Annotated in this window: 13 protein-coding genes and 1 pseudogene; 7 read left to right on the top strand and 7 right to left on the bottom strand. The window is 35.9% G+C overall.

Going from position 1 to position 16,149, the window contains the following annotated elements; translation table 11 throughout:
* Nucleotides 1–18: 18 nt before the first annotated feature.
* Together BMF77_RS22440 and BMF77_RS22435 are read right to left on the bottom strand one after the other, a co-directional pair.
* On the bottom strand, nucleotides 19–1,122 hold the full coding sequence (locus BMF77_RS22440) for a cellulase family glycosylhydrolase (protein WP_148765976.1): 1,104 nt from the start codon (nucleotides 1,120–1,122) through the stop codon (nucleotides 19–21).
* A 15-nt stretch (nucleotides 1,123–1,137) separates the two neighbouring features.
* The gene (locus tag BMF77_RS22435; protein ID WP_148765974.1) at nucleotides 1,138–4,617 is read right to left on the bottom strand and encodes an AAA-like domain-containing protein; all 3,480 of its coding nucleotides are present in this window, start codon (nucleotides 4,615–4,617) and stop codon (nucleotides 1,138–1,140) included.
* A 299-nt stretch (nucleotides 4,618–4,916) separates the two neighbouring features.
* Between BMF77_RS22435 and BMF77_RS22430 the strand changes: the two genes are divergently transcribed.
* The 4 genes from BMF77_RS22430 (at nucleotide 4,917) to BMF77_RS22415 (ending at nucleotide 7,460) form a co-directional block, all read left to right on the top strand.
* Nucleotides 4,917–5,681: a tectonin domain-containing protein gene (locus BMF77_RS22430; RefSeq protein WP_148765972.1), complete on the top strand. Its 765-nt coding sequence runs from the start codon at nucleotides 4,917–4,919 to the stop codon at nucleotides 5,679–5,681.
* Nucleotides 5,682–5,762: 81 nt separating this feature from the next.
* Entirely contained in the window at nucleotides 5,763–6,311 is a 549-nt protein-coding gene (locus tag BMF77_RS22425; protein WP_148765970.1) for an AbfB domain-containing protein, read from the top strand.
* A gap of 103 nt (nucleotides 6,312–6,414) precedes the next feature.
* Complete coding sequence (locus tag BMF77_RS22420; RefSeq protein WP_148765968.1) at nucleotides 6,415–6,987, top strand: carbohydrate binding domain-containing protein; 573 nt, start codon at nucleotides 6,415–6,417, stop codon at nucleotides 6,985–6,987.
* A 44-nt stretch (nucleotides 6,988–7,031) separates the two neighbouring features.
* Nucleotides 7,032–7,460 carry a DUF6006 family protein gene (locus tag BMF77_RS22415; RefSeq protein ID WP_148765966.1) on the top strand — a complete coding sequence of 143 codons (429 nt, stop codon included), beginning with the start codon at nucleotides 7,032–7,034 and terminating at the stop codon, nucleotides 7,458–7,460.
* Between the two features lie 30 nt (nucleotides 7,461–7,490).
* Here BMF77_RS22415 and BMF77_RS22410 read toward each other — a convergent pair whose 3' ends face one another.
* Nucleotides 7,491–8,834, bottom strand: coding sequence for an AAA-like domain-containing protein (locus tag BMF77_RS22410; RefSeq protein ID WP_148765964.1), 1,344 nt, complete (start codon nucleotides 8,832–8,834; stop codon nucleotides 7,491–7,493).
* Between the two features lie 249 nt (nucleotides 8,835–9,083).
* On the opposite strand from BMF77_RS22410, the gene glmU reads away from it, so the two are divergent.
* Entirely contained in the window at nucleotides 9,084–10,439 is a 1,356-nt protein-coding gene (gene glmU, locus BMF77_RS22405) for a bifunctional UDP-N-acetylglucosamine diphosphorylase/glucosamine-1-phosphate N-acetyltransferase GlmU (protein WP_148765963.1), read from the top strand.
* Nucleotides 10,440–10,559: 120 nt separating this feature from the next.
* On the opposite strand, the gene BMF77_RS22400 is transcribed toward glmU, so the two are convergent.
* The gene (locus BMF77_RS22400; RefSeq protein WP_148765961.1) at nucleotides 10,560–11,066 is read right to left on the bottom strand and encodes a hypothetical protein; all 507 of its coding nucleotides are present in this window, start codon (nucleotides 11,064–11,066) and stop codon (nucleotides 10,560–10,562) included.
* Between the two features lie 17 nt (nucleotides 11,067–11,083).
* A pseudogene (locus tag BMF77_RS22395) lies at nucleotides 11,084–11,401 on the bottom strand (GNAT family N-acetyltransferase); the annotation flags it as partial.
* Between the two features lie 115 nt (nucleotides 11,402–11,516).
* Here BMF77_RS22395 and BMF77_RS22390 point away from each other — a divergent pair.
* Both BMF77_RS22390 and BMF77_RS22380 read left to right on the top strand, forming a co-directional pair.
* Complete coding sequence (locus BMF77_RS22390) at nucleotides 11,517–11,978, top strand: DUF3800 domain-containing protein (RefSeq protein ID WP_148765959.1); 462 nt, start codon at nucleotides 11,517–11,519, stop codon at nucleotides 11,976–11,978.
* Between the two features lie 396 nt (nucleotides 11,979–12,374).
* Nucleotides 12,375–14,063 carry an IS1634 family transposase gene (locus tag BMF77_RS22380; protein WP_148763906.1) on the top strand — a complete coding sequence of 563 codons (1,689 nt, stop codon included), beginning with the start codon at nucleotides 12,375–12,377 and terminating at the stop codon, nucleotides 14,061–14,063.
* Between the two features lie 629 nt (nucleotides 14,064–14,692).
* On the opposite strand, the gene BMF77_RS22370 is transcribed toward BMF77_RS22380, so the two are convergent.
* Together BMF77_RS22370 and BMF77_RS22365 are read right to left on the bottom strand one after the other, a co-directional pair.
* Nucleotides 14,693–15,496 (bottom strand): inositol monophosphatase family protein, encoded by an 804-nt coding sequence (locus tag BMF77_RS22370; protein WP_148765957.1) that lies wholly within the window; start codon nucleotides 15,494–15,496, stop codon nucleotides 14,693–14,695.
* A gap of 68 nt (nucleotides 15,497–15,564) precedes the next feature.
* On the bottom strand, nucleotides 15,565–16,119 hold the full coding sequence (locus tag BMF77_RS22365) for a thermonuclease family protein (protein WP_235081966.1): 555 nt from the start codon (nucleotides 16,117–16,119) through the stop codon (nucleotides 15,565–15,567).
* Between the last annotated feature and the right edge of the window lie 30 nt (nucleotides 16,120–16,149).

Below are 16,149 nucleotides of genomic sequence, written 5' to 3'. Positions count from 1 at the left end.
ACTCTGCTGGGAATCGGCCTAAATCCTGGAAGTCATGATGGCAGGTGTAACAGAGGTATTTTTGATACTATAAGGGCTGGAAATTGCTACTTCAGTTGCCCATCCTGGCTTGAGATTCTGGAACAAACGGTCAGGAGTCATGTCCATAGTAGCACAAAGAGGATCATTATAACCGTTGCCAGGCCCCCATTCCCAGGCGTACCAGCCAATTTCGTGTTTGTGACATTCTTCTAAGATGGTTTTGTAGTCAATTTCTCCATCTGAACTACATCCACTTTTATTTTCACCAGCATAAGCTCCAAATTTGGAGAACTCGCCGACAATGAGGGGATAACCTAGATTAACTGACTTTTGCAACTGCGATCGCACAAAGTTAGCATCAGCACCATTAGATATACCCCAATAAAGGTGAACTGAAAACAGTAAATTGTTGTCTGGGTCAGCCTTGAGTAAAGTAGATGCAGTAGCATCGAGGATGCCGAGATTTTTACCCCAGTCGGGAGCATCTATTACTAAAGGAGTACGAATTCCTGCGGCTCGCATAGATTGAATAGCTGTTGTATAACCATTAATAAATTGAGTTTCAGTTACCTGATCATTTCCAGCTTCATTGGCAATATTAACTAATAGATATTGTTGATATTTTTGGATTAAATTGACAACATTAGGCTGAACCCAGTAATCAACTAATGTCTGAAGACGATTCCATTCTCCTGTGGCATCATGTAACTCAATCATGGGAATAAGTTGATTATTTATGGCATTGTTAATCAGTTGATCCAGGACATTAATATCTGTTGTCCCTTGTTGAGTTGTGATAGCCCAAACAATTCTGACTGTATTTGCCCCCGTTTTGCGAATTTCTGGGAAAGAAATACTGCCAGTGGGATCTTCTCCATCCCATACCGACATTTTGTTAACTCCGCGCAGAATTACTTTGTTGCCAAGCTGATCATATAGGTTTCTACCCTGGATATAAAAAGTAGTTTTTTGAGGAGTGTTGCGATTGATTTTTTGACGGTTTTTTTTGAACTTAACTAACTTAGCAACAGCTTCATAAGAAAATAATAAATTAGCAGCGAAACTAACTCCAAACCAAGTTAAAAATTGACGACGATTCATAAATAAATCCTTGTTTTAATTGCAAATATTTTTATCAATATTGCTGACTTGGGAATTGTTTTTGAGATAATTATCTAACCAGTTACAACCCTGATCAATTAGATGATCAAAATCGAGAGTTTCGGCATTCCAGATTTCCACAAGTCCATCATCACTTACCGTAGCAATTTTTTTGCCATCAGGACTGAAGCTAACATTCAAAAAAGCATAACCATGTCCTTCAATAGTTTTGATTTCTTGACCATTTTCCACATTCCAAAGTCGGATTGTGCCATCAAAACTAGCAGAAACTATAATTTTGCTATCAGGACTAAAGTTAAATTTGGTAACTCCCGCAGTATGACCTTTAAAAGTTTTAATTTCCTGACCTTCTAAACCCCAGAGTTTAATCGTTTTATCCTGACTACTAGAGGCAATTATTTTACCATCAGAACTGAAACTAACATTAGTGATATAACTATTATGTCCTTTAAAAGTTCTCAGGTTTTTTCCTTCTAAGTTCCAAAGTTTTATTGTCCCGTCATGATGACCAGAAGCAATCATCATGCCATCAGGACTAAAATTAACACTACGAACCCTACCACCATTTCCTATCAAAGTTCTCAGTTCTTGATTATTTATATCCCATAGTTTAACCGTACCATCATAACTAGCAGTTGCCAGAATTTTACCGTTAGGACTAAAGTTGACATCAATAACTTGATCTTTGTGTCCTTGAAAGGTTTTAATGTTTTCACCATCAAGACTCCAAATCTTAACCGTTTGATCAAAACCTACAGTAGCAATTGTATTACCATCGGGACTAAAGGTAATGTTCCAAATCCGATTCCAATCAAGATTACTGTTGGGACTAATAGATTTAAGTTTTTGACCATCAATGCTCCAAAGCTGAATAGTTTTATCATCTCCTGCTGAAGCAATGATTTTACCATCGGGACTAAAATTAATAGCCCAAAGAGAGTCAGAATGTCCAATTAAAGTTTTGGGTTCTTGATCAAGATTCCAAAGTTTAACTGTATTGTCAGCGCTCGCAGAGGCAATAATTTTATGATCGGGATTAAAACTCACACTAAAAACAGAATTATTATGCCCTTTGAGAGTTTTCAATTCTTTACCTTCAATACTCCACAATTTAACTGTGTTGTCAGCACTACCAGAAATGATCGTCTGACCATCGGAGCTAAAGCTAACACTAGTAACATAATTATCATGTTTGCCAATAGTTTTGAGTTCTTTTCCATCTAAATTCCAAAGTTTAATAGTAGTGTCTCCTCCCGCAGTAACTATGGTTTTTCCGTCAGGACTAAAACTAACATCAAAAATAGATTGATTACCTGCTTTCCAGGTTTTAATTTTTTCTCCATTTGCACTCCAAATAATTATAAATCCCCCTAAATCAGCCGTAATGATGTTTTTGCTATTAAGACTACAACTGATGCTCCAAATAGGAAATTTATGACCTTTGAGAGTTTTAATTTCTTGTCCATCAATACTCCAAAGTTGAATAGTATTGTCTTGACTAGCAGCAGCAAGGATTTTACTATCAGGAATAAAACAAAGACTATTCATGAAATTATCTTGGTTATCTTGTCCTTTTAAAGTGATTAATTTTTCCCCATTTATTTGCCATATTTTGATAGTATTATTTGCACTTATAGCCGCAATTATTTTATTATCTGGACTAAATTTAACATTTCTAAACCTTTGATTATTATCAATAAATTTTCTGATTTCTTTGCCATTGATATTCCATAGTCTAACTGTATTATCTTCACTAGCAGTAGCAATTATTTTTCCATTTGGGCTAAAAGTTACACTTCTGACAGCATCATTATGTCCTTCTAAACGATTTCGTTCTCTGACTTTATAAACTGCTCTTTGTAATGCTAATTTTACAGATTCTTTAGTGTTAGCATCTGTCCAAGTTGCTGATTTTAATTGTCTAGCTGCTTTTATGGCTGCAATCAAAGCATCAAGTTCTCTATTTGAGTTTAATAAAGCATAGGAAGATATACTCAAAGATGTGATTTTTTCTAATTGTATATCCTTAATCATTCTATTTGCCCAAGTTCCAGTAGCCATCGCTGTAACTATGGTAATTACTAATACTCCTCCTCCTATCTGAATCCGTTTTTTAGCTTTTTGGTTAGCTACCAATAAAACATCATTTGCTGCTGCTAAAATTCCCGATGATTCTGCTTCTACTTGTAATCTTTTTTGAACATCTCGCTTTTCTAATTCCTGACTAGCATCTAAAAATTTACGATCTAAATCGCTTAAACCTTTATCTGCTGCCCAATTACGAGCATCTTGCAAACTTTGACCACGTAACAAACGCGAGTCATCTTGAAAATTGGAACTCACCCAAATATTTAACATTTGTGCATAAGGTCGAATATTTGCTAATACTTTATCAAGCCATATTTGATTAAATATTTCCGCATAAATGCAATTATAAATTCTCAATTTTCCCTGTTGTTTAACAATTAATCCTGTTAGTCGTAATTGAGTTTGTTCAGGACTATCATCGGCAATTATTTCTCCTTCCTGTAATATTTGCTGATATAATCCTAATAATCGCCCAGTTTGATTCTCTGAGCTTTGTAAAATTCGATCTCTGATAGTTTTTAAATGTTCTGGTTCATCTTGTGCTTCCCAATTTTCGATAATTTGAGTTTGGACTAATTTCTCTACATATTCATTTTCCTGAAACTCTGGAAATGAATTACTAGAAATACAAATTAATTGACAAAGCTTTTGGGTTAAAAATGGTTGTCCTCCAGTCCACTTTAACACCTCTGATAATATTGTTTGTGGTCTAGCAACTATGTCCTCTAAACCTTGCATTAAGGATTCTACTTCATTTAATTGAAATCCATTTAATTCGATAGCTCTACCAATATTAAAAGGTGTGCGATTTTTATCAGCAATTAAATTAGAGGGAGTTGCTACTCCTAATAAACAAAAGGTGAGCCGTTGATATTCTGGATTATCTGCCCGTTGATTATAACAAGCACGAATAAAAGCAAAAAAATCATCTTTAAAATTTATCCTTAAAATACTGTCAACTTCATCAATGAAAATAATAATTTTTCCAGAAAATTCTGTTAATAGTACATCATCAATTAATTCACTTAATCGTTGTTTAGGTGGTAAAAATTCCCGTTCTCTCCACCAAGTCCCAAAATTCACTTTTTTGGATAAACCAAAACCCCGCAACAACTCAGAAACCAATCCTCCATACCATTCAGAAGGTGTAACATGACTACCAATTCTAGTTAAATCAACTGATGCACATTTTATTCCTTCTTCTTTAAGCTGTTTCATAGTATGTACGCGCAGACTCGACTTACCCATTTGCCGCGAGTTTAAAACATAACACAAATCTCCGTTTTTTAAGCCTTCATAGAGGTCAGAATCAGCTTGTCTAATCACATAAGTAGGATGCTGATATTCTAGACTGCCTCCGAGTTTGTAGTAGTTGAAATTTGTCATACTATTTAAGTAATTTAGGCATCTTGCCTGCTATTAGTGTATTTTATGGAGATGAGATTTGCTATCAATGAATGAATATAATTTAAAGGGTTTCTCCAGAAAAAACATATATTTTGGGATTTACCTGATTTTTTATGACATTTACTGATTCTTTCATATACAACTGATTTTTTAGGCAAAAATTCTCAGTTAAACCACTGATTTTTTAGGTATAGACAGCAATTAAATAAAAGAGCATAATCTTAGTTAACGAACGGTTTGCGATTCAAATTCACAAATAGAAATCCAAAGGAAATTTTATGAAAGTTAAAAAACTCGGTTTGGGATTATCAACACTTGCAGCCTTGTCAGTATTTACAAATCTTGCTTTTTCTCTGCCTGCTGTAGCACAAACATGGCAACGAGTTCCCGGTTGTGCCAAGAAAATCGCCCTTGGTGGTGCTGGTGCTTGGGTATTAGGTTGTGCCAAAGGTGGCAGTGGTGGTTATCAAATCTTCTCTTGGAATGGTTCTGCTTGGGATTTAGTTCCGGGTGCGGCTGTAGATATAGCTGTTGACTCCAGTGGTACTCCTTGGGTCGTTAGCACCGGTGGAGAGATTTTCCAAAGAAGTGGCAATTCATGGCAACGAGTTGCTGGTTGTGCCAAAAAAATCGCTGCTGGTGGTGCTGGTCCTTGGGTATTAGGTTGTGCCAAAGGTGGCAGTGGTGGTTATCAAATCTTCTCCTGGAACGGTTCTGCTTGGGATTTAGTTCCCGGTGCGGCTGTAGATATAGCTGTTGACTCTAGCGGTAGTCCTTGGGTTGTTAGCACCGGTGGAGAGATTTTCCAAAGAAGTGGTGATTCATGGCAACGAGTTGCTGGTTGTGCCAAAAAAATCGCTGTTGGTGGTGCTGGTCCTTGGGTATTAGGTTGTGCCAAAGGTGGCAGTGGTGGTTATCAAATCTTCTCCTGGAACGGTTCTGCTTGGGATTTAGTTCCCGGTGCGGCTGTAGAGATAGCTGTTGACTCTAGCGGTAGTCCTTGGGTTGTTAGCACCGGTGGAGAGATTTTCCGCGCCCCATAATACCTACGGCGTATTCCTAGAGGGAATCGCCAATATCAAACTTCAAAGCATAATTCAAATTAATAGGAAATTGGAACAATCATGAAATTTAACCTACTAAAAAGATTCTTGAGTATTTCAACTTTAGGTTTGTCAGTCTGTGGGATTGTGCTAACATCATCATCTTCCGTTTATGCCCAATATAAAAGTTTGTACGGTCAAGTTCAGTCCTTTCGTTCGTATAACTTTCCTGATCGCTATATTCGCCACAGAAATTTATTGGGCTACATAGAGCCAATTAATAACGAACTCGGAAGAAAAGACGCAAGTTTCAAAATTGTTCGGGGATTAGCAAATAGCAAATGCTCTTCATTTGAATCTGTAAACTTTCCAGGTCATTTCTTGAGACACGAAAATTTCCGACTGCTGTTGTCAAGGATGATCAATCAGCAGCTTTTTAGGGAAGATGCTACTTTTTGCATTAAAGGTGGACTCTTTGGTGATGATGCTCGTTGGACATTTGAATCTCTCAACTTTCCTGGACACTACATCCGACACAAGAATTTTGAGTTGTGGGTAGAACGCTCAGATGGTAGCGATTTATTTGCACAGGATGCGTCATTTAGGATTTTCAATCCTCTCTATCGGTAGGGTAATCTTGTTCGTCAATCAAAACTACTTTTTTTCCTAATATCTAATGAATAGAGTTGACTTTCATAAAATATTCACTGCTACAAAATATTGGAGATATTTCATGTCATTAATTAAATTACGTCAAACTCACAACTTACTTACCAAAGGCTTATTAACTAACATTTTCACTGTGGCTGTTAGTTCAATATTTTTCACCAACATTGGTATCAACCAAGCACAAGCTTCCTGTGCAGCACCTTATAGCAATCTTGATTTTGAGCAACAGCCATCTTCTTATTGGCAAACTGAAGGACGTGCAGGTTTTGATATTAAGAAAGGATTTAGTTTTAAGGGTGAAAATAATGCCTGGATGCGGAATGTTTCCGGTTGGAATGGTATTCGTCAACAAGTACGTCTCAAACCAAATTCTAACTATATTTTGGAAGCTTATGTGAGAACATCAGGCAATGTTACGGATGGATATTTCGGAGTGCGTGATAGTCAACAAAAAGTTTGGTCTGAACTCAAATTTGCTAATTTATCAGAGTATACAAAATTAACACTACAATTTAGAACTGGTAATGCCTCAACTTATAACATCTTTACAGGTTTGTGGGCTTTAGGACAAGATAGTTGGGTGCAAGTTGATGGTTTTTCTTTAAAGGGGCCAAGTCCAGACTGTCCTAGTCAATAGGAATTTTCATTAGGTTTTATCAATTTACTTCCCCAATCAAAATTATGAAGTTACTCCAAAAGTGTTTGTTAGGTTTAATGCTGATTCCCTGTGGATTATTATTTAATCTTGGTACAACTAATGCCTCACAGGTGGTCACTCAGTGGTATTTTGGCTCATGGGATTGTAATATTGACGGTCGTAATGCCAAAATGCAGTGGCTTGTAGTTGATGACCCGCAAACTCAGTGTGATGGTGATGTCTGTAGGACTACATCAGGTGTTAAGGTTGTAGGACAGTTCAGTGATAATGGTAGTGCATGGGTGTCACTAGCAAAACATTCTGCAAATTCAACATCTCTCTCAATTCGTTATTTAGGTCAAGAACAAGATAACTGGTTTTTGAGATACAATGTTAAATCAGGTCGGGCTATCGGTTGGACTACCTGGAGAGGCAAACATTATCCTTTATCTTGTGCAAATAGAAGACGTTAGGAAAAAATTTCACGAATACAAATATTGATTTTAATTCTGCAAATGTTCTCGAAAATATTGTTGATATAACTGACAACTTGGTGTTAATTTATCTCCTATTCTCTTTACTAATCCTATGCTGTAAAGTTGATATGCTGAAATTGTTTCTACGCTTACAGGTTTTTGAGCCGTAACTACTTCTAGGAATGCCTGAGTTAGATGAGGATTAATTTTAAAAGTATGCAAAAATCGCCGCAAATGTTCTTCGTAAATTCCGGCATTTGTTGGCGCATTTTGCAATAAATTTTCTAAAGTTATATCCCCAAGTGCTAGATGATAAAGTGCCAATCTAATTAAATATGGATGTCCCCCAACTAGAGACATTAATTGCTGTAATTGATTTTGATTATAATCAAGTTGATGATTGTGGGCTAAAACTTTTATTTGTTCTTGCGTAAATTCTGTTAATTCCACTACTAAGCCAACATTAAAGGGGGATTGATTGATATCTAATGACCCATAATTTTCGGTAGAATGGACTACAGCTAATCGTAATTTTTCCCAAATATCTACAGTTTTAGCTTCTTCATGCCAACTACGTAACATGGCAAAAAAACCTTGGGAAATTTCGGGATATTGAAATACTTTATCTACTTCATCTAATGCCAAAACTAAATTATTATTGATGTTGTCTAAAATATGATCTTCAAAATATGTGGTACAATTAATAATGCTACCTCTATATTCATCCCAAGATTCATTTAATAAAGAAGGTAATTTTAATTTGTGACTAACATAAGCACAGAACCAGCGTAAAAATTTATCTAAATCATTAAAAACGGTTGTTTCTGCTTGTAAAAAATTTAATCTTACTGTGTGATAACCTTGCTGATTTGAGTGAGCGATAATTCTATCAAGTAGGGAGGTTTTACCCATTTGATTTGGAGCTTTAATCCGAATTAGAGAACCAGCCTGGAGAATTGTATCATAACAACGTTCTTCTATTAGATTTCGTTGAATATAAAATACAGAATTTAGAGGAACTGAACCTTTTGGGTATTCTGGTAAAAATTCATTTTTGATGGGATTAGAAATATTTTGATGTAATTCTGTTTGTAGAATGTTGTTATTGTTAAGATGCGAACGTTCAACTGCTGCACGAAAATTAGTTTTATTAACTTCTTCTCCTAATGCTTCTGAAAGTAATTTCCACAATTTGAAACCTACATCTTGGCGGAGATATTTGGCTGTATAACCTTCATTATTGGCAATTTCATCATAATTTAGACCTTGCCAAGATCCTTTCAGGATAATTATCTCCACATCTTTCAAGTGTCTGTTAACTTTATTAAAGACAACTGTATCTAAAATTTGTAATGCTTCTTCAACGTTCATATATTTAATTTATGCCGATTGAAGTCAGTATATCGAGTTTGTGCCGAAAAAGAAATATCGAAATTTGGATACATCGCTTACTTGTTAAGGTATTCTCATTAATTGAGACTATCCCGCTAACAGTGGGATGGGTTCTTTTTCATCTAAAATCTCCAGAAGACTCCCACTACAGATGATTAACTGATATGATTTGACCTGGAAGGGAGCAAATCAAAACAGCATTTATCGCAAATTTACTGATATATAACTATGGTTGTTGTAGCAATTCTCGCGGCAGGAAAAGGCACAAGAATGAAATCAAATCTGCCTAAAGTTTTACATTCTTTAGGTGGTAGATCTTTAGTCGAACGCGTTATTGAAAGTGCTGAACCCCTTTTACCTTCACGCAGATTAGTAATTGTTGGCTATCAGTCCCAAGAAGTAAAAACGGCTATGAATGCAATTCATGGTGTGGAGTTTGTGGAACAGACTGTACAATTAGGCACAGGTCATGCTATCCAACAATTGCTTCCCCATTTAGAAGGTTACACTGGGGATTTATTGATTTTAAATGGTGATGTCCCTTTATTACGGACGGAAACTTTAAACAACCTCTTACAAACTCATCAAGAAAATCAAAATTCTTGTACTATTCTCACCGCACAATTGTCAAATCCTCAAGGTTACGGACGGGTTTTTCGTAACAGTGAATGTATTGTCCAAAAAATAGTTGAGGATAAAGATTGCACTCCTACCCAAAGAGAAAATGACCGCGTGAATGCTGGTATTTACTGTTTCCGTTGGCCAGATTTAGCAAAGTTTTTACCTCAATTAGAAGCAAATAATGCCCAAAAAGAATATTACTTAACTGACGCTGTAACTCAGGTTGGTAAGGTAATGGCTGTAGATGTGGAAGATTACCAAGAAATTTTGGGAATTAATGATAGATTGCAATTAGCAACAGCTAACGATATTTTGCAAAGACGGATTAAGGAAAAATGGTTGTTAGCAGGTGTTACCTTAATTGATCCTGCAAGTATTACTATTGATGAAACTGTAGAATTACAACCAGATGTGATTATTGAACCTCAAACTCATTTGCGCGGAAAAACGATAATTCAAGCTGGTAGTCGCATTGGTCCGGGGAGTTTAATTGAAAATAGTGAATTAGCTGAAAATGTCACTGTTCTCTATTCTGTAGTTACAGATAGTATTGTTCAATCTCAAACTCGAATTGGACCCTATGCCCATTTACGTGGTCATGCTAAGGTGGGTGCTAATTGTCGAATTGGTAATTTTGTGGAGTTGAAAAATACCCAATTAGGCGATCGCACTAATGTATCACATCTCTCATATTTAGGCGATACGACAACAGGAACTCAGGTCAATGTAGGTGCGGGAACAATTACTGCTAATTATGACGGTGTGAAGAAGCATAGAACAATTATAGGCGATCGCACTAAAACCGGTTCTAATAGTGTTTTAGTTGCACCTATTACTGTGGGGAGTGATGTCTATATAGCCGCAGGTTCAACGGTGACGGAAGATGTCCCTGATGATTCTTTGGTAATTGCACGCAGTCGTCAGGTTGTGAAACCAGGTTGGAAGATGAAAACTGATAGTTAATGTTTTTTTGGGTGCGTTAAGAAACGCACCTTTTGATAGCTATTTTTAGATAAATGAACTACGGTTTTTGTTTCGCGCAAAGGTGCAAAGGAGCAAAGACGCAAAGGAAGAAATTCATTTTTATGCAGAAATCTGATTAATTCCTAGTTGATAAATTACCTGTTCTCGTACTGAGTTTGCAGCAGCTAGAGCTATTTCTTCCCAATCACTAGCTAATAATAAAATAGTTAAAAGCGACTTTAATAAATCTCGATTAGATATAAATTCTTCAACATTATATAATTCATCTTGCTTTAAAATTTCTTGCAGTGCTGATAAAGCTATAGGTTCGGGTAATTGTAGTCTTTGAATCAAGCGTTTTTGTGCTACTTCTAAAGCCGTTTTTTCCCCTATACCCAAATTCCATTCTTTTATGAGTAACCGCAGTTCTCGGTTGAGTGATACGCGCAACTGTGTCATTCTTCCAAACATTCCAGGATTTCGCAATAAAGCGGGAATTGCTAAACCCCAATCTAATCCTGCTGTTACGTCGCAGTCGGTTTCATCTTCAATTTGAATTGCTTCTTGAAGGGATGTTGGGTTAAAAAGTAAATTAATAGCTTCAGCTACATTTTGGTTATTATTCATAATAATTTCGCTCATCATTATTGTAGTCGTAACATACCATATTCAAAGTAGGTAAGATTCTCGTATTCTTCATCAATACCAAGATTGAGCATATTTTGGTTTTCATAAAATCGTTCCGCAGTCGGAAGTGAATGCAGTCCAATTCTCCCACCATAACCTAATTCTACACTTCTGAGTCTTGCATATCTCAATAATGCAGTACCTACACCTTTGTATCGTAGTGGACGTTGTATTTCTTTACGATTCCAAGGTGCAGAGGTAATGTACTGGATATATACTAATCTTTGCCCAATTGCAGAGCGTGAACCGTGTAATTGAGTTTCCACCATCATTAACCAATATACCCAAATTCCATTTTCTTAGGTCTAATCGAAGTTCTCTGTTGAATGATACACGCACCTGTTGATATATTATTAAATTACAGAGCATTAATAATGTGAAAATTAAAACATGAACCAAACTTTTAACGTTTACTGTGATGAAAGCTGCCATCTAGAAAATGATCATCAACAAATAATGGTGCTGGGTGCCGTTTGGTGTCCTTTAGAAAAAACGCGAGAAATTTCAGTTCATATCCGGGAAATTAAGAAAAAACATGATCTAAAACCAGAATTTGAAATTAAATGGATAAAGGTTTCACCCGCTAAAATAGCGTTTTATCTCGAATTAATAGATTATTTCTTTGATAATGAAAATTTGCATTTTCGAGGTCTTATTGTAGCAGATAAATCCCAACTACAACATGAGGTTTACAATCAGACTCATGATGATTGGTATTATAAAATGTATTTTACTTTGCTCAAGACAATTCTCAGTCCACAAGCAAATTATAGAATTTACTTGGACATTAAAGATACACAAGGAGCAAAAAAAGTTGCCAAATTACATGATGTAAGTAAGTCGGCACGATAAAATCAATATACATTTTTTTCGTAAAAACCCTTAAATAACCTATCTATAAGGTATTTGTCGAATTTACATTTCGTTACATATGTTGATTGTTTAACGCCAACTTACTTACTTTCTAATAACCTCCTTGATTTTTCACGCCAAATAATTGAACGGCTTCAAACTGTGCATTCTCACGAAGTAGAAATCTTACAAATTGCAGACCTTTTAATCCCACATTCCGCACCCCAAACTGTCACAGATCAAAAAAGCCCTTAAAGTAGTACATAATAACTAAAGTCAATTCAAAAATTAAGATGCTTAATGAGAATAAGTAGCATTAAAAGGGACGTGGTGTGATAAAGTGAAACTTGGTAACAAAAGAAAAAAATGAATTGATAACCAAATAAGAAATAATTGATGACAACAGAAGTATTAGAGGAAACTGTTGTGAAATTAAAACCTCAAGAAATAGAAATTGAGAACATAGACCATCTAGGGATAGTAGCAGGAATCATAGATTCAATCGGAATAGTAGAAATAATAAATGAATTAATAGGAGTCGAAAAAGACGAAAAAGTAAATGCAGGTCAAGTGGTAAAAGCCATGATAATAAACGGGTTAGGATTTGTCTCCAAACCGTTATATATGTTTCCCAAATATTTTGAAACAATCGCCTGTGAGCATTTAATAGGAGCAGGAGTAAAACCAGAATATCTCAACGACGATAAATTGGGGAGAGTCATGGATAAACTGTTTATAAAAGGCTTAGATACAATCTTTTTTATCATAGCCTTAAAAGCTGCTCAAAAATTTGGAGTATCACTATCAACATCACATCTAGACTCATCATCAATGCACGTGCATGGGCAGTATAACACTAGCTTACCATTCGTAATATTTGAGAGTCAAAAAGTAGGACATAACCAAGAATTAGAAGAATTAGCAGTAAAATCACCAAAAGAAATAACCATCACCTACGGTTATTCCCGTGACCATAGACCAGATTTAAAACAATTCATCATAGAAATGATATGTTCAGGAGATGGAGACATACCAATATTTTTAAAACTAGCATCGGGAAATCAAGCAGATTCATCATGTTTTGGTCAAATAGCAGTAGAATATCAAAAACAATTAGAAGTTAATAGTCTCATGGTTGCTGACGCTGCTTTATATACAGAATCAAACCTGAAAATGATGTCAGAATTACGTTGGTTATGTCGAGTACCATTAAGCATAAAAGCAGCAAAAACATTAATATCAACATTAGCAGAATCAGAATTTATTGATAGTACAATACCAGGATATAAATTAGCATCAAAAATCCAAAATTATGCAGGGATAGAACAAAGATGGTTAGTAGTGCAAAGTCAAGAAAGAAAAGAATCAGACCTGCATAAGCTCACACAAAAAATTACCAAAGCAGAATCAAAAGCTGTGCAAGATTTGAAAAAGTTATCACAAGAGAGATTTGCATGTGTTGCAGATGCTATCAAGGCATTATCAAAATTATCAAAACAATTCAAATATCATCAAATTCACGAAAGTACGGTGACTCAAGTAAAATCTAATAAAAAAGATACTTCAGGAGAAATATCCTATCAAATATCAGCTACAGTCTCCCAGGATGAAAGTAAAATTAATACAGAATTGCTGAGTGCGGGACGTTTTATTATTGCGACAAATGTTTTAGATTCACAGGAACTAAGCAATGATTCTATGCTCAGGGAATATAAAGCCCAGCAGTCATGTGAGAGGGGGTTTGGTTTTCTCAAAGACCCATTATTTTTTGCCGACAGTATTTTCCTCAAAAGTCCTGAGAGAATAGAGTCTTTGGGAATGATTATGGGTTTATGTCTACTGGTTTATACTTTGGCTCAACGTCATATTAGAAATGCTCTTTTGGAGTCTAAATCAACAATTAAAAATCAATTAGGCAAAGCAACTAATCGTCCTACTTTACGCTGGATTTTTCAATGCTTTCAGTGTATTCATTTGGTTACACTCAATCAGGAGAAACATATTTCTAATTGGAATAAGGACAGAGATTTTATCTTGAGTCTTTTACCAGATGATTGTTTACGTTACTATCAATTAGTCAGCTAATTATCATCTCTATCAATTTAATTTCTCTTGTAAAGATGAGCTAATCTCTTTGATTTATAGCTCCATTTTACTATGTCTATAATTTCGTTTTTTACTTTAATTGATTAGTATAACTTATAATTGTTTCTTGAATATCTTCTTTCACTTATCTATTGACCTCTCCAGGTGGTGTGCATTCTTATTGCTTCTTATTGAGAATAGATTTTGATGACATTTTTGGTGATTTACTGTTTCTCAAATGCCTTTTTTCACTTTATCTGTTTGTTTTGATGCTCCCTTTGATTTTCATCTCCGTAATTTCCCTCTGTAACATTTTGGGGTGCGGAATGTGGGTTATAGGATCAATCATTCTGTGGAGTTCTCTAATATATATAAATGAACAAAATAAATTTATTATTAACAATAAATAATTACCCTAAATTTATTAAATTTTTAGAATTTTAATCGAGAAATTAATCAATTTTTGAATGAAATTAGATATTTTTACAAATTGATTCACTAACATAGTATTTTGTCAAGATAATTTAGATGCGTTTCCCCTGAATAAATTCCCTGTCTAATAGCAAAAGTCGGTTTTAACCGACTCATGAAAAAACGCAAGTTTCTAACCCACAAACATCATAGAAAAATTACGTCCAACTTGCTAAACGGGGAACTTTCATCAATTCTTGACTGAGGCTATCGTGCAGATAACCATTAGTAGCTAAAATTCTTCCCGACTCAATTTTCATCGGAGTCCCATCATAAGCAGTCACATTTCCTCCCGCTTCCTGGACTAATATTATCCCAGCCACAACATCCCAAGGCGCAATTCCCCTTTCCCAATAACCATCAACTCGACCACAGGCTACATAAGCTAAATCCAAAGCTGCTGCACCATCACGTCTCACACCTTGGGTAAGATGGGTAAGATGACAAAACTCGGCATAATTGTTGTCAGGGGTTTCCCGTCTGTCATAGGCAAATCCACTGACTAACAGGCTTTTACCTAATTCCGCTGTTTGAGAAACCTGAATAGGGCGACGGTTACGGGTTGCACCTAAACCAGCAGCAGCCCGAAATAACTCATCCCGAAAAGGGTCATAAATTACTCCCACCTTGGGGACACCTTGAATCATCAAACCAATAGAAACAGCGAAACAGGGATATTGATGGGCGTAATTGGTTGTACCATCAAGAGGGTCAATCGCCCAGAGAAATTCATTATCTTGATTTCCCAGTTTTCCCGACTCTTCAGCCAGGATAGAATGTTGGGGAAAATGGCGACGCAATACTTCTAAAATTACCTGTTCAGAAGCTTTATCAGCAGCGGTAACTAAATCACCAGGACGGCCTTTTTCGGTGATTGCGTCTTCTAATTTACCTAAATAATCTTGTAAAACTACACCTGCGGCTAAAGCTGCTTCTGTAGCAATATCTAGAAAAATTTGCATATTTGTCGGTTGTCAGTGGTCAGTGGTCAGTTGTCGGTTGTCGGTTGTCGGTTGTCAGTTGTCGTTTTTTAACGAGAGAGACGGCGAAATTCTCCGGGGGTGATTCGCATGGGTTTATCGGGATTCCAAATGCCTTTTCCCATGATTCTTGCCCATTGTTGGGCGCGTTCTAGGCGTTGGTCGTATTTGTGATTAGGCGATCGCGCTACAAATAAAGCATATCCTTGTTTGACAACTTCTTCATTTAACAACAGTTTATCTTTCCATACATAAGCCAAAGTTCGGTTAAATTTATCCTTAGCTTCTAAATCAAATTCCAGATTCACAGCTTGATTTGCACCACCAATTAAACCTTCTACTAATTGTTTTGCATCCTCACCCCAAGGAAGTTGGCGGATATCTGGTGCATCTAAACCAATTAATCGGACTTGGGAAATTAAATTGGGTTGTGCTTCCATTCCCAAAACTTCCAAACTTTGTCCACTCACAACCCGTGCTATTTTTACATTAGCGGGAATGATTGAGGAATTGTTGTGGCTTTGACAACTCACCAACAGTAAAAAACTAGCTAATATAATTATTCTCGTTACAAAAACGCGAAGACGGACTACTACAGTAGCCATCCTCGCTATCAAATTAATTAACATGAACAC

This window comes from Dolichospermum sp. UHCC 0315A, assembly GCF_008121535.1.
Taxonomy (GTDB): Bacteria; Cyanobacteriota; Cyanobacteriia; order Cyanobacteriales; family Nostocaceae; genus Dolichospermum; species Dolichospermum lemmermannii.
The sequence above is the reverse complement of the archived record's forward strand: the minus strand, read 5'-3'. Positions and strand labels throughout refer to the sequence as shown.

Coding starts and splice junctions, on each gene's coding strand:
- BMF77_RS22400 (WP_148765961.1), bottom strand. CDS start 11,066: ATGAATAATAACCAAAATGTAGCTGAAGCTATTAATTTACTTTTTAAC.
- BMF77_RS22370 (WP_148765957.1), bottom strand. CDS start 15,496: ATGCAAATTTTTCTAGATATTGCTACAGAAGCAGCTTTAGCCGCAGGT.
- BMF77_RS22440 (WP_148765976.1), bottom strand. CDS start 1,122: ATGAATCGTCGTCAATTTTTAACTTGGTTTGGAGTTAGTTTCGCTGCT.
- BMF77_RS22430 (WP_148765972.1), top strand. CDS start 4,917: ATGAAAGTTAAAAAACTCGGTTTGGGATTATCAACACTTGCAGCCTTG.
- BMF77_RS22410 (WP_148765964.1), bottom strand. CDS start 8,834: ATGAACGTTGAAGAAGCATTACAAATTTTAGATACAGTTGTCTTTAAT.
- BMF77_RS22380 (WP_148763906.1), top strand. CDS start 12,375: ATGACAACAGAAGTATTAGAGGAAACTGTTGTGAAATTAAAACCTCAA.
- glmU (WP_148765963.1), top strand. CDS start 9,084: ATGGTTGTTGTAGCAATTCTCGCGGCAGGAAAAGGCACAAGAATGAAA.
- BMF77_RS22390 (WP_148765959.1), top strand. CDS start 11,517: ATGAACCAAACTTTTAACGTTTACTGTGATGAAAGCTGCCATCTAGAA.
- BMF77_RS22425 (WP_148765970.1), top strand. CDS start 5,763: ATGAAATTTAACCTACTAAAAAGATTCTTGAGTATTTCAACTTTAGGT.
- BMF77_RS22365 (WP_235081966.1), bottom strand. CDS start 16,119: ATGGCTACTGTAGTAGTCCGTCTTCGCGTTTTTGTAACGAGAATAATT.
- BMF77_RS22415 (WP_148765966.1), top strand. CDS start 7,032: ATGAAGTTACTCCAAAAGTGTTTGTTAGGTTTAATGCTGATTCCCTGT.
- BMF77_RS22435 (WP_148765974.1), bottom strand. CDS start 4,617: ATGACAAATTTCAACTACTACAAACTCGGAGGCAGTCTAGAATATCAG.
- BMF77_RS22420 (WP_148765968.1), top strand. CDS start 6,415: ATGTCATTAATTAAATTACGTCAAACTCACAACTTACTTACCAAAGGC.